Raw genomic sequence first — 19613 nt, forward strand, 5'->3', positions numbered from 1 at the left:
TTGAATGCCGAACCGAAACCAAGTTCAATGCCTACAGCTTTCTCACTAATGTCCTATTAGGCATCTAAACCATCGTCCATTGTGACATTCCAAGTAGATATCTCTTCTTGAAACTTTGGATCATTAGCCTGCTCCTTGTAGGCATCTTCCAGATCCTTCATAAAACCCCTCTGCTTCTCTTTCGGGAGAATGTCGTTTATGAAACTGCCACGATCGCTTGTTAACTGACCTACAAAGTCTAGAACTTCGTCATCCAAAGTGATACTGACTTTCTTACTCATTCTTCAACCTGCTCCTATTTTTGTTACTGACCCACTAGCAAAGATAGATATAATCCTTTCGGTGTGAGAAAAATGACGCTGGGATCATAACTTGTCTCACTGTGTTTAAAACCACCAACTTGAATTAGGGTTTTGTCGTTACCGACTATGTTGATACTGATGCCTCGATTTCCTAAAGAATAATAAGCACTAATCTCTAATTGTTCACCATTAGGTAAAACGATAGATTCAGGATTTAGGCCAAGCACATCTCTAGAAGTTGCCATCGACTGTGGATGTGATCCAACGCCAGGTTTTAGGTCTAATTCACAAACCCTTTGCCATTGGCTAGACAATTCCTCTCCGTATTGCACATACAACTTCATACTCAAACACCAAATCGAAACCAAAGACTATTAACTGCCGATCGATGAGGTTACTTTCGTTCTACCCAAATGTCGATCGGCGACTCCCCAAATTCCTGCAAGCAATACCCACCCGATCGTATTGATCCGGGCATCGAACAACGTAATATCTAAAAAGCTGAACAATGCACAGGCAGAAAACGCCATCAGAAACGTGAAATAGATTAGCCGATCGCTATCCATATTCCTCAGCGCCAACACTCCCTGAGCCATTACCCAACCGACTAAGCCAGACAACAATAACGCCGCTGGAATTCCTGCTTCAGCCGATATCATCAGCAACAGATTGTGAGGATGTCCCAGCCAGTAATGCATTTGAGCGTCATAGAGTTGCGTAAAGTTTCGCAACCCCCAACCTGTGAGCGGACGTTGTTGGGCAAGTGACCAGGCAAACTTCCACTGAGTTGATCGCAGTTGAGCCACGGGACGATCGCTATACATCTGATCGTTCAACCTCGCCCAAAAGAACGCTGGAACAACCAGCCGAAACCAGGTTTGAAAGGGCAGGGGTGCAAATGCCGCGCCTAACATCACTCCAGCAATCGCGGCAACAATGCTAACCAGCCAATGCCAGCCTTGATAGAGCGCAAAAGCAAGACAAGTTAGCAGAGCGATCGCCCAAGCGTTCCGAGAGTTGGTGAGAATGAGCGCGATCGTGTTGATTAAGACAACGCTTCCTAAAAAATACCAGTGCCGAGTTTGTTTGGCAGACTCAACCCACAGCCCCAGCCCCAACACAAAAACCACCACAAAATAGCTCGCTAACACATTCGCATAAGTAAACACCGATGCCATGCGTCCAGGCGGGTTGCCAGTGGGTGCGATCGTCCATTCAATCAAACCCCACAGCAGAGAAGGATGTCCGCCCCAATTTAAGTAGAGTTGCCCCAAGCCAATCAGCGTCACCGGGATTGAGGTGAGAACGAGAGTCCAGGCAATGCGTCGCAGTTGAGCGGGAGTCTGAATCAACACACCCAAAGCCGGGAAAACGATAAAAAAGGGCAGAAAGTTGAATAACCCTAGAAAGGCATTCTCGCGATCGAAGGCAAAGCAAGCGGTGACAAACAGCCAAACGCCTAGCCCTAAAAATCCGAGATTGAGAGGCTGACGAATTAAAGATTTATGCTGTCGTCTCCAAATATCCAGCGATGTGACTAGTAAGGCAACGCAGCCCAAAAACGCGCTAAAAGGCAGCAGAAATAATCCAACTTGAATGACGTTCCAGTGCCTTTGCAGTGCCCGATCGGGATGATCTTGAAGTCGAATCACGTTCAAAATCTTTCTCAAATCGCCTCAAAACACTCAGAACGCGTTAACCGAATTTGTGCCACCGCAAACACCGTCGGAATTACTCGACCATAATTAGTCGAAATCGATCGCCACCCCAAATCTGCTAGAAACCACGCCCACATTGCCGAACCCGCCACCGCAAACACCGTTCGAGCCGCGCCATATCTCGCCGCACTCACCGCCATGCCATGCCGCGCCATCCGCATCGACACATAGTTCTGAAACTGACCTGCCGCTGCGATTCCACCCTGAGCGAGGGTTTCTTTTGCCACTTGATAACTGGCAAAATGCAGCGCAAACTGGCGGGCAACGTGCTGCAACAGCATTGGGCGCACTAAGGAACTAATGGCGATCGCACCGCTGCCTTTTAAAATTAGCTTCAGCGGATCGTTCTGAACTGAGAGAGGCAATTGACTCGCTAAAGTGGATTGGGCGATCGATCGCTGTACCCGTCGCGTTAGAGCAGTCTTTTCTAAAGCGGGCAGTTGTTTCCAGGCGCGGTTGAGTACGCTAAGAAAGATTTCGGCTTCCAGATCAGTGGTAGACATTGAGCCAGCATAAGGCAGCTTTAAATAGCGACAGACTTGAATCAAAACCTGGCGATAGCTCACCTGACCCGTTTGACGACGCAGCACCGTGACTCCATCAGCAGCTAAATAGCGAAATCGCTGATCGATCGCATCCAGCCAATCGTCGCGATCTTGACTCTGCACCGCGATCGGGTCAGGCGTGCTGACATAATCTAACGGGTTAAACTTGGGACGGAACAATATTTCGGTTAAATCCCGTAACTCATCCTCGGTCGCTAACTCTAACGCGGCTCTCAGTTCGTCCACTCGTAAACTCCTTCAATGCAGAGTGATGGCAATCTCCCACATTCTACATAGTAGGAAGGGGGAGTCATGAGTTATGAATTATTTCGGCATCAGGAATCTCAAAACTCTTCTAAAATGGCTGATTCTCACTTTGATATTGCTGTAATTGGCGCAGGGGTAGCAGGTCTGACCTGTGCTCAACAACTTCAACAGGCTGGATATAAGGTGGTTGTCGTTGAGAAATCTCGTGGATTGGGGGGGCGGTTAGCGACTCGACGGTTGCAGGGCACTCACGCCGATCATGGCGTGTGCTATTTGAAGCCAAAGGACGATCGCTTCAAAGCGCTAGTTGAAAAACTGCTTGAGCGATCGATCCTACAAGTCTGGACTGACACGATTCACGAACTTGATGCAGAGGGTCAACTGATCGAACCGCCTGATCACGCTCCTCGCTATGCGTCTCCGACCGGAATCTCGACGATCGCCAAGTTTCTCGCCACCGGACTCAATATCTGGCTTAATCAACGAGTCGAAGCGATTCATCTAATTGATCAGGGCTGGGCATTGCAGTTTGAGCCTGATGAAAGGACACCGATCACAAACCCAGCAAGCTTAACCGCATCGGCGATCGTCAGCGCAATTCCGGCTCCGCAAGCGTTGACTCTGTTAGAACCTGTTGCAGATGTTGAAACACTTTTAACTCGTCTGCGATCAATCCAATTTTCTGCTTGCATCAGCGCGATCGCGGTCTATTCACCCCAACAAAACGAGTCAGCCTTACCCTGGAAAGCGGTAACTTGTGCCCACGACCCTGCGATCGGGTGGGTAGGTTTAGATAGCACCAAGCAAAACTCGCCTTCTCAGCGCGTTGTGATCGTTCAAAGCACGGCGGCGTTTGCAAGTCGTCATTTAGAAGCCAGTGATCTTCAATCTATCGGACAAACGCTTTTAGACAGAGCCGCTGACTTGTTGGCACCCTGGCTTAAGTCGCCCGAAATTCTGCAAGTTCATCGCTGGCGCTATGCGTTTCCCATTAATCCTCTGGCTGAGAAGTTTCTGACGGCAAATATTCGATCGCCGCTGCTTTTGACTGGGGATTGGTGTAGGGGAAACCGAGTCGAAAGCGCTTTTTTGGCAGGGTTGGCGACATCGGCTCAAATCAATTCTCAACTGCAATCACGATCGCTAGTAGAAAACTTTTGGGAGACGATCGCCTAAATTTGCCCATTAAAAGTCCCCAAACCATGACGGCTTGGGGATAACTCAGAAGAGGGGAACAACCTTGTTGAACACGCAACCCTTCTAAATATTGATTTGACTCTAAATCTCTAAACGTCAGCAGCGCCTTCGTTGCCCCTGCCGCCTGCGCCTTCTTGATCGCCCTCAGCGTCATCCATGCGGTTGCTGTCGTAGCGTCTTCCTCTCGTCATGCGCCCGGTGTTGGTGCGTTTACGAAACTTACGAGCATAAGCCTGGTTGCGGAGAGCTTTTTCTTTCTTTTGGTTGCGGCGTTTAGCCATGTTTACCCCTTGGAGACATCTATTAGCGAATGGTGTCAATAACGATCGTAATTGCTGAGAACTCGATTTAGCCCTCAGAAAAAAGAGTTAGAGAATCACTCTAACATAACCTGGAAGGTCATTCAGACTACAGGTTATCTCAGAATTATGAATTCTTCTCAGCAAACAATCTTATCATTCGGTTGCCTTCTGTTTCAACAAGTCTGCGGCTAGCACTAGTGCGTCTTTACGATTTGTAACCTTGCCTTCTGCCCGCGCCAACTGGAGAGCCGCAAGCAGTTGGCCGATCAGCGGCCCGGCAGACAAGTTTAGGGCGCTCATTAGGTCTTGCCCAGTTAGTAATGGCATCGGATGAGCAACCGGATCATCAGCGTTCAAAAATCGTGTGATTAGCGCCGTAATTGCTTCTAAAGGAGTCCCGGCGGCGATCGCTAAAATTGCCAATGCTGGAAACGTCGCGCCCACTTCTCTGAAGAAGAAATATTGCTCTGCTAACGTCCACTCCAGCAACGGCTTGGCACACAATTGGGGCAATCCCCTAAGCGCCGTGCTGACCGCCTGAATTTCGGCACGACTGTATTTTAAGCGCCATAGCTGCGCTTCTGCCAGTTGCGGGTCAGAGTCTAATAGGCTGGCTAACTTGGCGATCGTCAACCATGTTCGAGCCGATCCAGAGGCTTTGGGTTCAGGTTGGCTTGAATTGGATTGCGCTCCACCCCGAATGTTGCGAAACAATTCGGTTGCAAACTCAGTCCGGGTTTCTTGAAAGATCACAGTCGTTTGATCAATTCCGAGCAGCCGCGTCAAACTTTGGGTATCAGCACTGGGGAACCAATCTTGCAGCAGCCCATCTTGCCATGCTGCCGTGAGCCAAAACGTTCCGCGATCGCTACTCAGCAAATAATTCAATTCAGACTGCACTCGTTCTGCTGCAATCTGCCGCAGTTTGGGAGCCAACTGTCGAATGATAGTCCGAGTTTCTGGCTCTAGCGAAAACCCTAGCTGGGCAGCTTGACGATAAGCGCGCAGCAGTCTTAATGGGTCTTCTGCGAGGTTTTCGGCACACACCATCCGCAGCAGCCCGCGTTTGAGGTCAGCGTGACCTTGCAGCGGGTCGAGCAGTTGAGCGGTGTGCGGATTGTAGGCGATCGCATTCACCGTAAAGTCGCGTCGCCGCAAATCTGCATCTAAACTAGAGCCAACCTGCTGGGCAAAATCTGCCGTCCCTTGCTCAAAAACGACTCTGGCAATTTGGCGATCGGCATCCAGTAAGACAAACCCGGCTCGATAGTGACGAGCGATCGCTTGGGCGGTCTCAACAGCGCCTGTCGGCAGCACAAAATCTAAATCGAGATAGTCAGAAGGGCGATCGAGCAGCGCATCGCGAACAGTCCCTCCAACTAAACAGGCAGAGGGTGGTAGCCAGGAGAGGCTAAAGGGCCAAGTTTCGGGAGACAGGGCAGAAGAGGCAACCAAAACGTCTTGCCAACAATCTAAACGGTGATTCAATTCAAACTCATCCCAAACAATTTAATGCTCACGAAACAACTCTGTGAAGCTTACCTTTCGGACTGCAACCAGCTTTTGTCCGACAGATCTTCAGTATGACGATTCAGGATTGAAGAATGGTGAGCGTTTAGCAGAAATCGACTCATTTCGGACTCGATCGCTCAGATAACCCGATTGATCGCTGCTTTCTAAACAAGCAACATAAATCAACCTGAAAGCTCGTGATCAATTCGTTCGCCTGAGCTAGAGTAACAGAAAAGCATCTCGATTCCCGATTCGTCTCTAAGAGTCAGAACGCCACTCTAATTTTTAGTGATCTAGAGAGATTGACCATCATGTGTATTTGCGTAAATTGCCACTACGTAGACCGTTGCACCACTTACCATGCGGTAGAAGACCAGCACGAGCAGGCGCACCTCACCGAAACGCCAGATTTTGAGGCGACTGAGCCAACTATCAACGTCAACATTCGCGATCGTACCGACTATATCGAGATGGAATGGGATGTAGTTGGTTGCTTGAGCTTTAAAAAAGAACAAGGCAAGTGGGCAAAACTGCGCCCTGGAGAACTCGTTCCTACTTGACATCTGGAATAAAGACACAAATCTTTAACTTAATAAAAGTGATTAAATCTTAAGTGTTGGGAACAGTAGGGCAAAAATCGATACCTGTCCTCTACCGAACCTAACTTAGATTTATGAACCTTCTCCGTCCTACCAGGCGATCTACGCTCTGTGCGATCGCCCTGACTGTCAGTTTTGCATCGTCTCTCGTCGATATCTCATCCGCATTTGCTCAAACTGAAGCGTTTGCCCCGATCGCGCCCACTCAGCCAGACGCTTCTAAACTTCCGGAAGCGGTTAAAACTCAACAGGACGCGCAGAAGTTCTATCGTCAAGGGGAAGATAAAGCCAAATCTGCAAATTATCGGGGTGCCCTCGAAAATTACAATCAGGCGCTTCAGATCAATCCTAGTTTCAGTCAGGGTTACGTTGCGCGAGGAGTCGCGAGGTCAAACGTCGGCGATCGAGTCGGTGCCCTCGCAGATTTTGACCAGGCGATCAAACTTAATCCTTCTGACGCGATCGCCTATGCCCAAAGAGGCACCACTCACTTCAGCGCTGGCAATGCCGAAGCAGCGATGACAGATTTAAACAAAGCTCTGGAGCTAAACCCCACTCTGGCAGCAGCTTATGTAAATCGTGGCTATGTACGTTCTCAATCCAACGATGCAGAAGGCGCGATCGCTGATTTTGATCAAGCGCTGCGGCTCCAGCCTAGTTATGCGCCTGCTTTGCTGAATCGTGGGTTTGTCTCTCTTAATAAAGGCGATCGACAATCGGCGCTCAATGACTTCAACCAAGCCATTAAACTTCAGCCTAACTACGCCGAGGCTTATCTCAGTCGAGGCACGCTTCACCATCAAACTGATGACGATAACGCGGCAGTTGCAGACTTTAGCCAGGCAATTCGTTTCAACCCTAACTATGTCTCTGCTTACTACAATCGCGGGTTAGCTCAGTCTAAGCTAGGCAATCTGGAAGCCGCCCAAGCAGACTTTACAAAAGTTGCCCAGCTAAACCCTGACAAGCCAGAAGTCTTTTTACAACGAGGTCAAGTGCAAGCGGCGCTCGAAAACCCTCAAGGCGCGATCGCCGACTATAACCAGGCGCTCAAGCTCAAACCCGACTATGCCGAAGCGCTCAAGAGTCGAGGCGATTTGTTAGCGACGACTGGAGACAAACAAGGCGCATTCAATGACTATAACCAGGCAGTGCAAGTGCAGCCGGATTTTGCGTCTGCTTACACGAGTCGAGCCGATGCGCGATCGCACTTAGGCGATCGTCAAGGCGCGATCGCTGACTATAGCCAAGCGGTTAGCCTCAATGCTGAAGATGCCAAAGCCTATGAGAATCGGGGCAAGGCAAAAATGGATCTGGGCGATACAAGAGGCGCGATCGCAGATTTTTCTCAAACCCTTCGCATTGATGCGCGTGTGGCAGACGCTCACTATTATCGGGGTGTCTTGCTGGCGAAGCTGGGCAACCAACGCGACGCGATCGCCGATTTGCGCCAAGCAGGCGACCTTTATCGACAACAGGGTCAAGCAGACGGCTATCGCAACACGCTCAAGCAAATCAATCAAATAAACAGCCGCTAGAATCCTGCGGGCAATGGCTCAGAAAACCCTAACTTCGATAGAGTAGATCTAACAGCGTCCTGTTTTTGAAGACCTTTCAACTTCATCAGCAGGGCGTTTGTGGTTCGATCGAGGTAAGCAATGCTTACAAGGGTTGGGAGATGATTACTGCAATAACTGTGTTGGTTGCGCTAGGAATTCTGGGCTGGGGATATTATCGAGCTAAACCTTTTGGCAAACTAGGAATTCTTGCCTGGTTGCAATCGGTGGTGTTGATGGCTCCCTGGCTGTTTTTCTTTGGTTTGACAACCTTGGGCATCTACCTCAACTTGGTGAGCGTTTTGCTGCTGTTTGTCGCCTCTACAGGACTCTATATTGTCATTGGGCGCAGACTTCGGGCAGTCGCTCAAGAAGAATCTCAACGAGCGACAGTCACAAAAATCAAGGGTGACGCATTCGATTCTCAGCCTGAGCCACCGAGTTCAGAGATAGCTCAACTGCCTGAGTTAGACTCTGCCGAGAAGCCTGAATTGCTGCCCATTCCCGCAGAGGATCTCAAAGCGATTCAAGGAATTTTTGGCATCGACACATTTTTTGCCACCGAAACCATTCCCTATCAAGAAGGCGCGATTTTTAAAGGCAATCTGCGCGGCGAGATAGAACCTACCTTTGCGCGACTCTCTGCAAGTTTGAAGGAGCGATTGGACGATCGTTATCGCCTGTTTTTGGTCGAAGGTCAAGAAAGCAGACCCGTCGTCGTGGTTTTGCCCAGCACCAACGATCCCAAGCCCGCAACGCTGGCGCAGAAGATTCTAGCAGGAGTGCTGTTAATTGCGACGATCGCCACCTGTCTAGAAACCGCTGGGTTTTTGCTGGAATTTGACTTCTACAATTCGCTAGAACGATTTCGAGAAGTGCTGCCGATCGCACTCGGCATTCTCACCGTTTTGGGCGTTCATGAATTGGGGCACTGGCTGCTGGCGCGTCGCCACAAGGTTCGGCTGAGTTTTCCCTATTTCATTCCAACCTGGCAGATTGGTTCGTTTGGTGCCATTACTCGATTTGAGTCGCTGTTGCCTAACCGATCGGCGCTGTTTGATATTGCGTTTGCGGGGCCGGCTGCGGGGGGCATAGTCTCACTAACGATGTTGATTACGGGATTGTTACTGTCTCACGAAGGCAGTCTATTTAAGCTGCCAACCCAATTTTTTGAGGGGTCAATTCTCGTCGGCACTGTGGCACGAGTGATTTTAGGAACGGCACTTCAGCAAACCAGTGTTGCCGTTCATCCGCTCACGATCTTGGGCTGGGTAGGGCTAATTTTGACCGCGATTAATCTTATGCCTGCCGGACAACTCGATGGCGGCAGAATTGTGCAGGCAATTTATGGGCGCAAAACGGCTGGGCGAACCACCGCCGCCACGATCGTGGTGTTAGCGATCGCGTCTCTCGTCAACCCACTGGCGCTTTATTGGGCGATCGTGATTTTAGTTTTGCAGCGCAATTTAGAGCGACCCAGCCTCAACGAGTTGTCAGAACCCGATGACACACGAGCCGCCTTGGGCTTGCTTGCACTGTTTCTAATGATTACTATTTTGTTACCGCTAACCCCAAGTTTGGCAGGGCGATTGGGAATTGGTGGGTGATTACACTATCGTAGATATAGGGTGCATTGTCCGTTTACGGAAATTCTCGCTGGTCTTTCCTTTTCGCATCTTCCTGAAATCTATGTCAGATCTACCTCCCATTTTGCTGCTGCTCGATTTGAGCGCGCTGCTAGTGAGTAAGCCGCGAGAGTGGCAAGAGTTTACACGACTGGGTAATTGCTATGTGCCCCAATTGGTCTACCAAGAAATCCAGGCGTTAAGTCAGATTGGAATTGAACGCAACCATGAGCATACTGCCAAAGAGTTTTGCCGCTTTTTTGCAGAAAGTAACTGGCAACTTACTGGGGTAGGGGCGCTTCATCCCTCACTTCAGCCTAGTGATGGGCAGAATATGAGCAAACGCGCTCGATTAGCTCAGGCAGTCTCGGAGTGTGCCTATGGGTTTGCGCGTAACAGTCCAGGTCGGCTCGTGGTTTTGATTTCTAATGACCAGCCTTTGCTGAAACGGGTTCAGAGCTTGGGCGTAGCAAATCTCAGCGGAGTGCCCGTGTCAGCCATGTTGATTTGGAGTCGTAGCGGTCGCAGGCCTCCGATCGTAGCTCAACACCTGCAAGCAATGCGATCGAACACAGTCACAGTCAGCGGGATGACGACTCCTCGCCGTCTGCAAACATCTTCCTCGCTGCCCAAAGTGGCTCCTAGACCCCTGAGAGAGCCTCAACCGAAAGTGCGCCCTGTTCAGCCGCTTTATAATCATCCCAGCACGTTTCATCAGATTGGGTCTGGCGTGTCTACCCTCGTTGCGGTGGCGATCGCTCTCAGCATTATTTGGTATATTGTTCAACCCAAAAGCTTTAACCAATTCTTACGACAGCGAAATCTGCCCACCCTGCCTGAGATTCCTTCAATGCAAAAATAATAATCCCGGAACTTGCCCTTGGCTCAAGACCGTCTCTGACTGTATCCACCTCAGTCATGAAGACTTTTTTGCAATGTTTTTCAGCCGTTCAGCTAAACTATTTGCCGCGATCGTTTTAGTCGGTGCCTTATCGTTGGTCACTGGAGTCCCGCTCGGGCAGAACGCTGCCGCGACTCCGCTGTTTCAATCGCTTCAAATTTGGCAGGGCACTGCAACAAATGGCAGCATTCAGCCTGTTCAAATTCCGCTCAGTCAGCCCTTACCTAAAATCAAAGCAAACGTCGTCTTTCAGACGATCTCTAGCGGAGGCTTTGCCGGATTAACCTATGAAACGCTCCTGCTCAAAAACGGGCAACTGATTCGCAGTCGGATCAATCGCGATGGCAGCAAGTCTGAGATCATAGCGATTCGGCTGTCTCCCCAACGAGTGCGGCGGTTTGAGAAATTGGTGAAAACTCATATCAAACCCTTCGATCGTCTTAGCTATCCCGCCCATCCAGGCTCCGCAGACTTCTTCATGGTGACGGCCTCTAGTCATGCGGGCACTGTGCAATATGCCGACATCATTCAGTCTGAGCTACCGTCCTCTCTCAAAATCATCCTTCAAGCCTGGAATCAACTCGCAGCGAAACAATAACGCGATCGGTTTCAAATCCTCACAAACCCGTTAGTTTCACGGAGATCAGGGCACCTTGGGCTAGTTAGAAGTGCCGACAACCCTGGAGTGAAGGATCGCATGGGACGAGAGACAAAACCTAAGCTTAAGTTAATGATTGTGGACGATGAGCCAGATAACTTGGATCTGCTTTATCGCACGTTTCGACGCGATTTTGAGGTGGTCAGGGCAACCAGCGCGATCGCCGCCCTCAAAATTCTCGATCAGCAGGGTGAGATGGCAATCATCATCTCCGACCAGCGAATGCCGGAAATGTTGGGCACCGAGTTTTTAAGCAAAACAGTCGATCGCTTTCCTGACACGATTCGGATTGTCTTGACGGGATATACCGATGTCGAAGATTTGGTCGATGCGATCAACGCCGGAAAAGTCTTCAAGTACATCACCAAACCGTGGAAGCCTCAGCAGCTTCAAGTCGTCATTGAGCAGGCGGCAGAAACCTATGGCGTGTTGAAACAGAGAACCGCCGATTTGCAGCGCGCGCTCCGACGAGAATCGCTATTTAATGCGGTCACGACTGCGATTCGCGAGTCGCTCGACTATCCCAGTATGCTGCAAACGATCGTCGAAACTCTGGGGCAAACCTTTGGCGCAAGTCACTGTGTGCTGCACCCCGTTGAAGGAAAGAGCATTGTGGCAGAATCATTGCTCTACTGCTTGGCAGACTGTGAGCCAATCAGTGAGGAGCGCGATCGCCAAGACCCGATGGTGCAAGCGGCACTAAAAACTCGCAAAACTCAGGTTGGTCAATCGCCCAAAGATGCCGATATGCGTCTTGTGGTGCCGTTAACCTATCAGCAAGAATTGTTAGCAATTCTCTCTTTCTACCAAGGCAGCAGTGAGCAGGCGGGTGCTGACTTGTTTCACCCTCCCTGGTCAAAAGAGGATATTCAACTTCTAGAAGGTGTTGCAGAACAGGCGGCTCTGGCGATTTCTCAGGCAAAACTTTATCAGCGAACCCAGAAACAAGCCGAACAAATTCGAGCAGAGTTAGCGGTTGCTCGTCAAATTCAAACCAATTTGCTGAGACAGACGTTACCCATCCTTGAAACCGTTAAAGTTCAAGCCTGCTGTCACCCAGCACGAGAGGTAGGAGGAGACTTTTTTGAGGTCTACCAGCATCCTCAAGGCGATGTATGGCTGGCAGTTGGTGATGTATCGGGAAAAGGCGTTCCGGCGGCATTGTTTATGGCAAGCGCTATCTCTGTGCTGAGGCGAGAACTGTCTCAAGAAACTCCCCCTGAGCCAAACGTGGTGATGCAGAACCTCAACAGCATTCTCTCGCAAGATCTGGTTAGCACAAACTGCTTTATCACGATGGTTTTAGCGCGCTATTCGCCGATCGACAAGCAGTTAGTTTATGCCAACGCTGGGCACATTTACCCAGTGGTTTGGGCAAGACAGACAGGTGCTTCTCAATCAGAGCAAGCTGTGGTAGAGCCGATTTATCTCAAAGTGCGGGGGGTGCCGTTAGGAATTTTGCCTGAGTGGAACGCGATCGCCGGAAATCTCACGCTCCACTCTGGAGAAGTGCTGCTGCTGACTAGTGATGGCATTACGGAAGCGATAGTTCCTTCTGAAGATTTGACGGGTCACACCCCAACTAATGGGGGCAAGGGTAGCTCAATGCTCAAAGAAATAGGACTTTGGCAATTACTCCTTCAAGAACGGGAATGCTTAGATCTAAATCACCTTTTAGCCCGTATCCAATCACACAATGCTATTCAGGAAGATGATCAGACGATTCTATCCCTGGAGGTTCTTTAACGATGAGAACTGAACTTCACATTCCCAGCACTTTGCAGTTTTTAAGCGTTGTTGAAGGTTGGCTTCTAGGAAGTCTAGAAATCGAGTTTGGCGATCGGGTAGATTGGGCGCGACAGTCAAATCGTCTGCGTTTGGCTCTGGTCGAGGCTTATTCTAACGTGGTGCGACACGCTCACCGCGATCGTCCTCATCTTCCGGTGCTGATTCGCTTAGAGGTGAAAGACCGAGATCTAGCGCTAGAAATTTGGGACTATGGGCAAGGGTATGATCTTTCAACCTATTTGGCTCCGTGCCCAGAAGACAAGCAAGAAAGCGGCTATGGCTGGCTGATCTTAAATCGATTGATGGATAAGGTGGAATATCGCTTGCAGGTTGATGGGCGCAATTGTCTAAAGCTGGAAGCGAATTTAGTAGAGGCGATGGAAGCTTCGGATTAGTGCGTAGGAATGCAAGAGACCTCAAATATAATGAGCAATAATTGATGATCCAAAACTTAAGGTAATAGTGATGGGAAAATACCGTGTTCTGATCGAGGCAGACGAAGATGGAATGTATGTTGCAGAGGTGCCAACATTACCTGGGTGCATCTCTCAAGGTCAAACTCGTGCAGAAGCGATTGAAAACATTAAAGAAGCAATAGCAGCGTATCTAGAGAGTTTAGATGCCTACGGAGAGCCAGTTCCTTACTTTTAACGTCAGTTCGACGAGGTTTTTTGCTTCGTTGTCAGCGGCTTCCCGAATTCACAATCGGAGCAAACCGCTTCTGTCGAACTGACGTACTTTTAACTTGCAGTTTCGCTAAAAAAATGTAGAGACGCAACAAATCACGTCTCTACAAAATTACAGTCTATTGAAATGGCGACAAAGGCTTAATTGATAGATTCAAAACATCTATTTCTGACCTGTTTGAGCCGCAACTTCTGCCGCAAAGTCAGTCTCTTCTTTTTGAATGCCTTCACCCAATACAAACCGGACAAACCGACGCACTTGAATGTTTTCGCCAAGTTGAGCGACGTTGCGCTTGACCAACTCGTCAACGGTGATGTTTTGGTCACGAATGTAGGGCTGATCAAGCAAGCACATTTCCTTTAGACGCTTATCGATCCGACCTTGAACGATCTTCTCTTTAAGTTCTTCTTTTTTGCCGCTCAGGTCATCTTTACCCATCTCGATCGCTTTCTCTTTATTCACGATCTCTTCAGGAATGTCACTAACTTTGACATACTCAACATTCGGACACGCCGCCACCTGCATCGCTACGTTTCTCACGAGTTGTTGAAACGCTTCGTTGCGAGCCACAAAGTCAGTCTGACAGTTGACTTCAACGAGAACGCCAATCCGTCCGCCTGTGTGAATGTAGCTATCGACTAATCCTTCAGCCGCAACTCTGCCTTCTTTTTTGCCAGCAGACGTGATTCCCTTCTGCCGCAGCCATTCTGAGGCTTTTTCTAAATCACCATTGTTTTCCTGGAGTGCTTTTTTGCAATCCATCATGCCTGCGCCCGTTTTTTGGCGCAGTTCACCGACCATCTTTGCCGAAATGTCTGCCATCTTGCCTTTCCCTAATCAACGAGTGGTTAGCCGTCAGCCGCTAGTGGTTAGACACCCACGACTAACGGCTGTAACGGGTCGAGTTATTCTGCGGCGGCGGGTTCTGCCGCTTCTTCAGGTGTGAAGGCTTCGCTTTCGTCGTATTCGTATTCGTCGTCTGCGCCTTCGTAGTCATATTCGTCGTCGAGTTGACCGTGACGACCTTCGTAGATCGCATCTGCCAACCGACCTACTATTAGCTTAATCGAGCGGATCGCATCATCATTCGCTGGGATAGGAATGTCTACCACATCCGGGTCGCAGTTGGTGTCAAGCAACGAGACGATCGGAACGCTCAACTTCAGACATTCTTGAACGGCGTTATATTCCCGCTTTTGATCCACAATCAGAACGATGTCAGGAACCTTCCGCATGGCTTTGATGCCACCGAGATATTTCTGAAGTTTGTCGAGTTCCCGTCGCAAGACTGCGGCTTCTTTTTTGGGCAACATATCCATTGCGCCCGTTTCTTCGCGACGCTCAAGATCTTTGAGGCGATCGACGCGGGTTTTGATCGTCGCCCAATTGGTCAGCATTCCGCCGAGCCAGCGCTGGTTGACATAGTAAGCCCCACAGCGAGACGCTTCTTGAGCGACAATTCCGGCGGCTTGGCGCTTGGTGCCAATAAACAGAAACTTTTTGCCTTGCTCAGACGCGGTACGCACATAGTTGTAGGCGGTGTCCATCAACTGGGCGGTTTGCACCAAGTCAATGATATGCACACCATTGCGCGCGGTGTAGATGTACGGGTCCATCTTGGGATTCCAGCGACGGGTTTGGTGCCCGAAGTGGACTCCAGACTCAAGCATTTGAGCCAACGAAACAACTGGCATTCTTTTTACTCCTGATTCGGGTTAATCCTCCACCCAGGTGAGTTTCAATGAAGTTTGAAACACCCGAAATCCTGGATGTGTGGGTTGAAACAACTTTACTAGGATAGCACAATTAGAGGCGTGTTGAGGAAGCTGAAAGACTGGAGTAGCAGCCTTGATCGCCCACCTTCAAGGAGTCACTGCCAGTCCCTCGACACCGACTTCTAGTCGAACGACTTTTGCAGGCTGAACTCCGGTTTTGGGCGGCAGCGACATTCCTCCATTTGTGGTGACGTAAATTGAAGTGCGATCGCCCTCAGTTCGACCAAAGGCTAAGGCGGTGCTTCCGGTCATGCCTTGCTCGACTGCGGCGATCGTCGTGATCGTGCCATCAGACGCAATTCGCACCACGCTGTTATAGATGTGAGTGGTTCCATACAAATTGCCCTGCACATCAAACGCAAAATCATCAATGTTGGCGTTTTGCACAAAGATTTCTGGCGTACCAGGATTGCCATCTGAGCTGATGGGAATGCGAACTAAATGCTGATATTGCGTATTTGAGGCATAGAGAATTCCCTGGAAAATCTTCAATCCGTTGACTGCGGGGATCGGGTTTTCAAGACTTCGCCGATCGAGCAGATCATGTTCTAACCAGACTTTTGCTGATTTTTGGGTGGCATTAAATTCCCAAATGGCACCGAGATAAGAATCTGCGATCAGATAGCGATCGTCCATCAGATGAGTCATGCCGTTGAGAAAAATTGCGTCGGCGATCGTCACCAGGGTCTCAACTCCGCTCTGAGCCACTCTAAAGACGGCTGAAACTCCCTGACTGGTTGCCCCTGAGACGAGAAGATTACCCTCTTTATCAAAGGCGATTCCCGCAGTTTTGCCGTCAACTCTGGCAAATTCGCGTTGTTGTCCAGTCGGACTGATTTCGTAAATGATCCCATCTTCGTAGCTCGTGACGAAAAGAGTGCCGATCGCGTTGATCGCAATGTTTTCTAGAAACGTGTTGACGGGAAACTCAGCGAATAGGAAATCGGACACGATCGCCTTCGGAGTATGGTCAAAGATGGGCGGAAGCTGTGGATTACTCAAGACGGAACTCCTGATCTTAAAGATCTATCTCTGCTGAGATTCTGCATAGGCATCATACACGGCGCGAACGGTATACCAGTTTAGAAAAATGCGGGCGACTTGCTCGGCGAGTTGGGGTTTGCCTTGTTGAATCAGCCATTGGATCAGAGGAGCCATCGTGCGTTCGTTGAGGCGACCTCCGATCGTCAGTCCTTCCCACAGCGCTCGACTGATCCACGTCATTTGAATCATCATTTTCACGTCCCAAGTCGGGTGTTTTTGATAAAACAACACACCCATCCGACCGCGCTGAATTTCTTTGTCAATCATGTCGGGGATTTGTTCTAAAGAAAATGGCGGATGCCAATGATAGCCGACCGCATCGGGACACTTGATCAGCGTTAATCCCAATTTCTTCAACCGGACTCCTAACTCCAAATCTTCCCAGCCGTAGAGTTGAAAGCCTACGTCAAACAGTCCCGCTTTTTCGAGCCAGTGACGGGCGATCGCTACGTTCCCCGTCGCAAAATAGGCGGCTGAAAAATCCGTCACCTTAAAAGGCTCTGCGGTCGGATTGTCAAAATTGCAGGTGTTGATGACTCGCCCGTAAGTAAATAAGCGAGCAGGCTCTGAGCCTGTGCCAGAGGCATCGCTTCCCAATTCTTTTTGACCCTGATCAAGCGCTTCTGCATGAGCACGAAGAAACACTTCTGTAACAACTAGATCGCTGTCGATGAAAATGATCGTGTCACCGATCGCTTTTTCGACACCGAGATTTCGAGCCGCCGCCGCACCCTGATGATTTTGACAAAACAGCTTCACATGAGGAAACTTTGCCGAGTCAGATTGCAGCCACTCGACCGTTCCATCAGTCGAGCCATCATCGACTACCACAATTTCGTAGTCAGAAAAAAGACTGCTCGACTGCTGATTTTCTAAGGCTTTTAAGCACTTCTCCAAAATCGGCTGGCGATCGTAAGTCGGAATCACGACACTAAAAAACACGGCTTTCCTGCACACGGGACGTTATCAGTATCTCTTTTTGGCTCACAATTCTGTGCAACTCCCGACATAACCTGGCACAGATTCGATAGATAATGTATCGTCAATCGTTACTACCAATTGAGAAAATTCATGGGTCGTGCTAATAAGGTTGTCCTAGCATATTCGGGTGGAGTTGATACGTCTGTCTGCATTCCTTACCTCAAACAGGAATGGGGCGTTGAAGAAGTGATCACACTGGCAGCAGATCTCGGTCAAGGGGACGAATTAGAGCCAATCCGCGAAAAAGCCCTAAAGTCTGGTGCGTCTCAATCTCTGGTAATTGACGCTACCCAGAGTTTTGTCAAAGATTACGCCTTTCCGTCAATTCAAGCAAATGCGCTTTATGAAAATCGCTATCCGCTCTCTACCGCGCTGGCTCGTCCTTTAATCGCCAAATTGCTCGTCGAAGCGGCGGCTGAATATGGAGCCGATGCGGTCGCTCACGGCTGCACGGGAAAAGGTAATGACCAAGTGAGATTTGATGTCGCGATCGCCGCCCTCAATCCCGATCTAAAAGTCCTCGTACCCGCACGAGAATGGGGCATGAGCCGCGAGGAAACGATCGCTTACGGAGAGCGATTCGGCATTCCTTCCCCGGTGAAGAAATCTTCGCCCTACAGCATCGATCGTAATCTTTTAGGTCGCAGCATCGAAGCCGGCCCGCTTGAAGATCCCTGGACGGAAGCCTTAGAGGAAGTTTTTGAGTTAACGAAGGCGATCGCCGACACGCCTAACGAGCCAGAATATGTTGAGATTGGCTTTGAGAAAGGAATTCCTGTCAGTCTCAATGGCGAGATGCTGAATCCGATCGATCTGATCACTCAGTTAAATAAAAAAGCTGGGGATCACGGATTTGGTCGCATTGACATGATGGAAAATCGCTTAGTCGGCATCAAATCACGGGAAATTTATGAAGCTCCGGCGCTGTTAGTGCTGATTCATGCTCACCGCGATTTGGAAAGCTTGACCTTAACTAAAGATGTGACCCAATACAAACGGGGGATCGAAGAAACTTACTCCAATCTGGTCTACAACGGTCTTTGGTACAGTCCACTCAAAGGGGCACTAGATGCGTTTGTTCACCAAACCCAGGAGCGAGTTTCGGGAACGGTGCGCGTCAAACTGTTTAAGGGAAATGCAGCGATCGTGGGTCGCCAATCCAGCAAAACCCTGTACACGCCCGAATTGGCAACTTACGGGTCTGACGATAAGTTTGACCACAGAGCGGCTGAAGGTTTTATCTACGTTTGGGGGTTGCCAACTCGCGTCTGGTCACAAAACCTGCGGACGTAAACGTTTTTAGGATCGTGGATTAAATCATATCGGTACTTGCAATGATCAAGGGCACGGCAGTGCCATGCCCCTACGCAAATTCTGGCTTTATTTAATTCACGGTTCTTTGGGGCGATCGCCCCTTTTTTGTTCAAATTCAAAAACTATTCACCGTCACTCGCAGGTTGCTGATCTACCACAGCCACGGCTTCTTGTTTTGCCTTGCGAGATTCTAGCCAGAGCGGAACCACAATCCAGGCAATGACGATTAGGAGGGCGACGATCGTAAACTGTGATGCCAGTCCAATCAGCTTCTCTAACGGCACCACTTGACCCGCAAAGAATGCCAGTGACACCATCACCGATGCCCAAGCACACGCCCCAGCGACGTTATAGCCCATAAACTTCCAGTAGGGCATCTCAGCAATGCCAGCCAACGGACTTGCAAAGATTCGCAGTAGGGCAATAAAGCGACCAAACAAAACGGCTTTTCCGGCATTCTCGCTGAACTGCGATCGCAACTTTTCTAGCTGCTCTTCACTCATCCGAAACAGGCGACCCACCTTCAGCAACATTGCCCAGCCACCATAGCGACCAATCCAATACCCACAGTGACCGCCTACGATCGCACCTGCTGCGGCAACCCCTAAAACTAGCCAGTAGTTAAGCTGATCGTTTCCAGCTAAAAATCCTCCAGCTAACGTGACCGTTTCGCCAGGAATCGGCAACCCCAAGTTTTCTAACAAAATTCCTAAAAAGATCGCCCAGTAGCCATACTGTTGGGCAACTTCCTGAATAGCTTCTGGCGAGATGAAGTCGAGTGACATACCAACAACCTTTACAAAGCTTAACCTACGTCGATCTTGACTTGATTCTATAAATCC

At 49.6% G+C, this 19613-nt stretch carries 22 protein-coding genes; 11 read left to right on the forward strand and 11 right to left on the reverse strand.

Translation table 11 applies throughout. The annotated features are described in order from the left end of the window. Positions 1 to 56: 56 nt before the first annotated feature. The 4 genes from mazE to C7B65_RS12575 form a co-directional block, all read right to left on the reverse strand. Positions 57 to 281 (reverse strand): type II toxin-antitoxin system MazE family antitoxin, encoded by a 225-nt coding sequence (mazE, locus tag C7B65_RS12560; protein WP_073070476.1) that lies wholly within the window; start codon positions 279 to 281, stop codon positions 57 to 59. A gap of 23 nt (positions 282 to 304) precedes the next feature. After that, entirely contained in the window at positions 305 to 547 is a 243-nt protein-coding gene (locus C7B65_RS12565) for a hypothetical protein (protein ID WP_073070475.1), read from the reverse strand. A 129-nt stretch (positions 548 to 676) separates the two neighbouring features. Further along, positions 677 to 1954: an O-antigen ligase family protein gene (locus C7B65_RS12570; protein WP_223257329.1), complete on the reverse strand. Its 1278-nt coding sequence runs from the start codon at positions 1952 to 1954 to the stop codon at positions 677 to 679. A gap of 14 nt (positions 1955 to 1968) precedes the next feature. Continuing rightward, complete coding sequence (locus C7B65_RS12575) at positions 1969 to 2811, reverse strand: YaaW family protein (protein WP_073070473.1); 843 nt, start codon at positions 2809 to 2811, stop codon at positions 1969 to 1971. A 66-nt stretch (positions 2812 to 2877) separates the two neighbouring features. On the opposite strand from C7B65_RS12575, the gene C7B65_RS12580 reads away from it, so the two are divergent. Then, the gene (locus C7B65_RS12580; protein ID WP_219898515.1) at positions 2878 to 4008 is read left to right on the forward strand and encodes an NAD(P)/FAD-dependent oxidoreductase; all 1131 of its coding nucleotides are present in this window, start codon (positions 2878 to 2880) and stop codon (positions 4006 to 4008) included. Between the two features lie 110 nt (positions 4009 to 4118). On the opposite strand, the gene C7B65_RS12585 is transcribed toward C7B65_RS12580, so the two are convergent. Beyond that, a complete protein-coding gene (locus C7B65_RS12585; RefSeq protein WP_068818557.1) occupies positions 4119 to 4310 on the reverse strand; it encodes a hypothetical protein in 192 nt (63 codons plus the stop codon). Between the two features lie 174 nt (positions 4311 to 4484). Continuing rightward, on the reverse strand, positions 4485 to 5819 hold the full coding sequence (locus C7B65_RS12590; protein WP_073070472.1) for a tRNA nucleotidyltransferase/poly(A) polymerase-related protein: 1335 nt from the start codon (positions 5817 to 5819) through the stop codon (positions 4485 to 4487). A 43-nt stretch (positions 5820 to 5862) separates the two neighbouring features. On the opposite strand from C7B65_RS12590, the gene C7B65_RS29255 reads away from it, so the two are divergent. The 9 genes from C7B65_RS29255 (at position 5863) to C7B65_RS12630 (ending at position 13621) form a co-directional block, all read left to right on the forward strand. After that, a complete protein-coding gene (locus C7B65_RS29255) occupies positions 5863 to 5988 on the forward strand; it encodes a hypothetical protein (RefSeq protein ID WP_262983529.1) in 126 nt (41 codons plus the stop codon). 166 nt (positions 5989 to 6154) lie between these two features. Next, positions 6155 to 6403 carry a Ycf34 family protein gene (locus tag C7B65_RS12595; RefSeq protein ID WP_073070471.1) on the forward strand — a complete coding sequence of 83 codons (249 nt, stop codon included), beginning with the start codon at positions 6155 to 6157 and terminating at the stop codon, positions 6401 to 6403. 113 nt (positions 6404 to 6516) lie between these two features. Continuing rightward, complete coding sequence (locus C7B65_RS12600; protein WP_073070470.1) at positions 6517 to 7980, forward strand: tetratricopeptide repeat protein; 1464 nt, start codon at positions 6517 to 6519, stop codon at positions 7978 to 7980. 140 nt (positions 7981 to 8120) lie between these two features. Further along, on the forward strand, positions 8121 to 9605 hold the full coding sequence (locus tag C7B65_RS12605; protein ID WP_073070526.1) for a site-2 protease family protein: 1485 nt from the start codon (positions 8121 to 8123) through the stop codon (positions 9603 to 9605). Positions 9606 to 9687: 82 nt separating this feature from the next. Continuing rightward, a complete protein-coding gene (locus tag C7B65_RS12610; protein ID WP_073070469.1) occupies positions 9688 to 10485 on the forward strand; it encodes a PIN domain-containing protein in 798 nt (265 codons plus the stop codon). A 73-nt stretch (positions 10486 to 10558) separates the two neighbouring features. Continuing rightward, entirely contained in the window at positions 10559 to 11122 is a 564-nt protein-coding gene (locus tag C7B65_RS12615) for a hypothetical protein (RefSeq protein ID WP_073070468.1), read from the forward strand. A gap of 99 nt (positions 11123 to 11221) precedes the next feature. Beyond that, entirely contained in the window at positions 11222 to 12928 is a 1707-nt protein-coding gene (locus C7B65_RS12620; RefSeq protein WP_073070467.1) for a SpoIIE family protein phosphatase, read from the forward strand. Positions 12929 to 12930: 2 nt separating this feature from the next. Next, on the forward strand, positions 12931 to 13365 hold the full coding sequence (locus tag C7B65_RS12625) for an ATP-binding protein (protein ID WP_073070466.1): 435 nt from the start codon (positions 12931 to 12933) through the stop codon (positions 13363 to 13365). A 70-nt stretch (positions 13366 to 13435) separates the two neighbouring features. Next, the gene (locus C7B65_RS12630; RefSeq protein WP_073070465.1) at positions 13436 to 13621 is read left to right on the forward strand and encodes a type II toxin-antitoxin system HicB family antitoxin; all 186 of its coding nucleotides are present in this window, start codon (positions 13436 to 13438) and stop codon (positions 13619 to 13621) included. Positions 13622 to 13819: 198 nt separating this feature from the next. Here the strand turns inward: C7B65_RS12630 and tsf are convergent, their stop codons facing one another. The 4 genes from tsf to C7B65_RS12650 form a co-directional block, all read right to left on the reverse strand. Beyond that, positions 13820 to 14479 carry a translation elongation factor Ts gene (gene tsf / locus C7B65_RS12635; RefSeq protein ID WP_073070464.1) on the reverse strand — a complete coding sequence of 220 codons (660 nt, stop codon included), beginning with the start codon at positions 14477 to 14479 and terminating at the stop codon, positions 13820 to 13822. A gap of 83 nt (positions 14480 to 14562) precedes the next feature. Beyond that, positions 14563 to 15351, reverse strand: coding sequence for a 30S ribosomal protein S2 (gene rpsB, locus C7B65_RS12640; protein WP_073070463.1), 789 nt, complete (start codon positions 15349 to 15351; stop codon positions 14563 to 14565). Positions 15352 to 15519: 168 nt separating this feature from the next. Then, positions 15520 to 16434, reverse strand: a complete 915-nt coding sequence (locus C7B65_RS12645; protein ID WP_223257327.1) for an SMP-30/gluconolactonase/LRE family protein — start codon at positions 16432 to 16434, stop codon at positions 15520 to 15522. Between the two features lie 24 nt (positions 16435 to 16458). Next, entirely contained in the window at positions 16459 to 17418 is a 960-nt protein-coding gene (locus C7B65_RS12650) for a glycosyltransferase family 2 protein (protein WP_073070461.1), read from the reverse strand. Between the two features lie 129 nt (positions 17419 to 17547). On the opposite strand from C7B65_RS12650, the gene C7B65_RS12655 reads away from it, so the two are divergent. Further along, positions 17548 to 18750 (forward strand): argininosuccinate synthase, encoded by a 1203-nt coding sequence (locus C7B65_RS12655; protein ID WP_073070460.1) that lies wholly within the window; start codon positions 17548 to 17550, stop codon positions 18748 to 18750. 143 nt (positions 18751 to 18893) lie between these two features. Here the strand turns inward: C7B65_RS12655 and C7B65_RS12660 are convergent, their stop codons facing one another. Then, a complete protein-coding gene (locus C7B65_RS12660; protein WP_073070459.1) occupies positions 18894 to 19556 on the reverse strand; it encodes a DedA family protein in 663 nt (220 codons plus the stop codon). Between the last annotated feature and the right edge of the window lie 57 nt (positions 19557 to 19613).

The organism is Phormidesmis priestleyi ULC007, from assembly GCF_003003695.1.
Classification (GTDB): Bacteria; Cyanobacteriota; Cyanobacteriia; order Leptolyngbyales; family Leptolyngbyaceae; genus Phormidesmis_A; species Phormidesmis_A priestleyi_A.

Bases quoted from the DNA above. Each gene is read 5' to 3' on its own strand.
- C7B65_RS12625 (WP_073070466.1), top strand. From the start codon at position 12,931: ATGAGAACTGAACTTCACATTCCCAGCACTTTGCAGTTTTTAAGCGTT.
- C7B65_RS12605 (WP_073070526.1), top strand. From the start codon at position 8,121: ATGATTACTGCAATAACTGTGTTGGTTGCGCTAGGAATTCTGGGCTGG.
- C7B65_RS12630 (WP_073070465.1), top strand. From the start codon at position 13,436: ATGGGAAAATACCGTGTTCTGATCGAGGCAGACGAAGATGGAATGTAT.
- C7B65_RS12660 (WP_073070459.1), bottom strand. From the start codon at position 19,556: ATGTCACTCGACTTCATCTCGCCAGAAGCTATTCAGGAAGTTGCCCAA.
- C7B65_RS12655 (WP_073070460.1), top strand. From the start codon at position 17,548: ATGGGTCGTGCTAATAAGGTTGTCCTAGCATATTCGGGTGGAGTTGAT.
- mazE (WP_073070476.1), bottom strand. From the start codon at position 281: ATGAGTAAGAAAGTCAGTATCACTTTGGATGACGAAGTTCTAGACTTT.
- C7B65_RS12580 (WP_219898515.1), top strand. From the start codon at position 2,878: ATGAGTTATGAATTATTTCGGCATCAGGAATCTCAAAACTCTTCTAAA.
- C7B65_RS12620 (WP_073070467.1), top strand. From the start codon at position 11,222: ATGGGACGAGAGACAAAACCTAAGCTTAAGTTAATGATTGTGGACGAT.
- C7B65_RS12565 (WP_073070475.1), bottom strand. From the start codon at position 547: ATGGCAACTTCTAGAGATGTGCTTGGCCTAAATCCTGAATCTATCGTT.
- C7B65_RS12595 (WP_073070471.1), top strand. From the start codon at position 6,155: ATGTGTATTTGCGTAAATTGCCACTACGTAGACCGTTGCACCACTTAC.
- C7B65_RS12610 (WP_073070469.1), top strand. From the start codon at position 9,688: ATGTCAGATCTACCTCCCATTTTGCTGCTGCTCGATTTGAGCGCGCTG.
- rpsB (WP_073070463.1), bottom strand. From the start codon at position 15,351: ATGCCAGTTGTTTCGTTGGCTCAAATGCTTGAGTCTGGAGTCCACTTC.
- C7B65_RS12585 (WP_068818557.1), bottom strand. From the start codon at position 4,310: ATGGCTAAACGCCGCAACCAAAAGAAAGAAAAAGCTCTCCGCAACCAG.
- tsf (WP_073070464.1), bottom strand. From the start codon at position 14,479: ATGGCAGACATTTCGGCAAAGATGGTCGGTGAACTGCGCCAAAAAACG.
- C7B65_RS12615 (WP_073070468.1), top strand. From the start codon at position 10,559: ATGTTTTTCAGCCGTTCAGCTAAACTATTTGCCGCGATCGTTTTAGTC.
- C7B65_RS12600 (WP_073070470.1), top strand. From the start codon at position 6,517: ATGAACCTTCTCCGTCCTACCAGGCGATCTACGCTCTGTGCGATCGCC.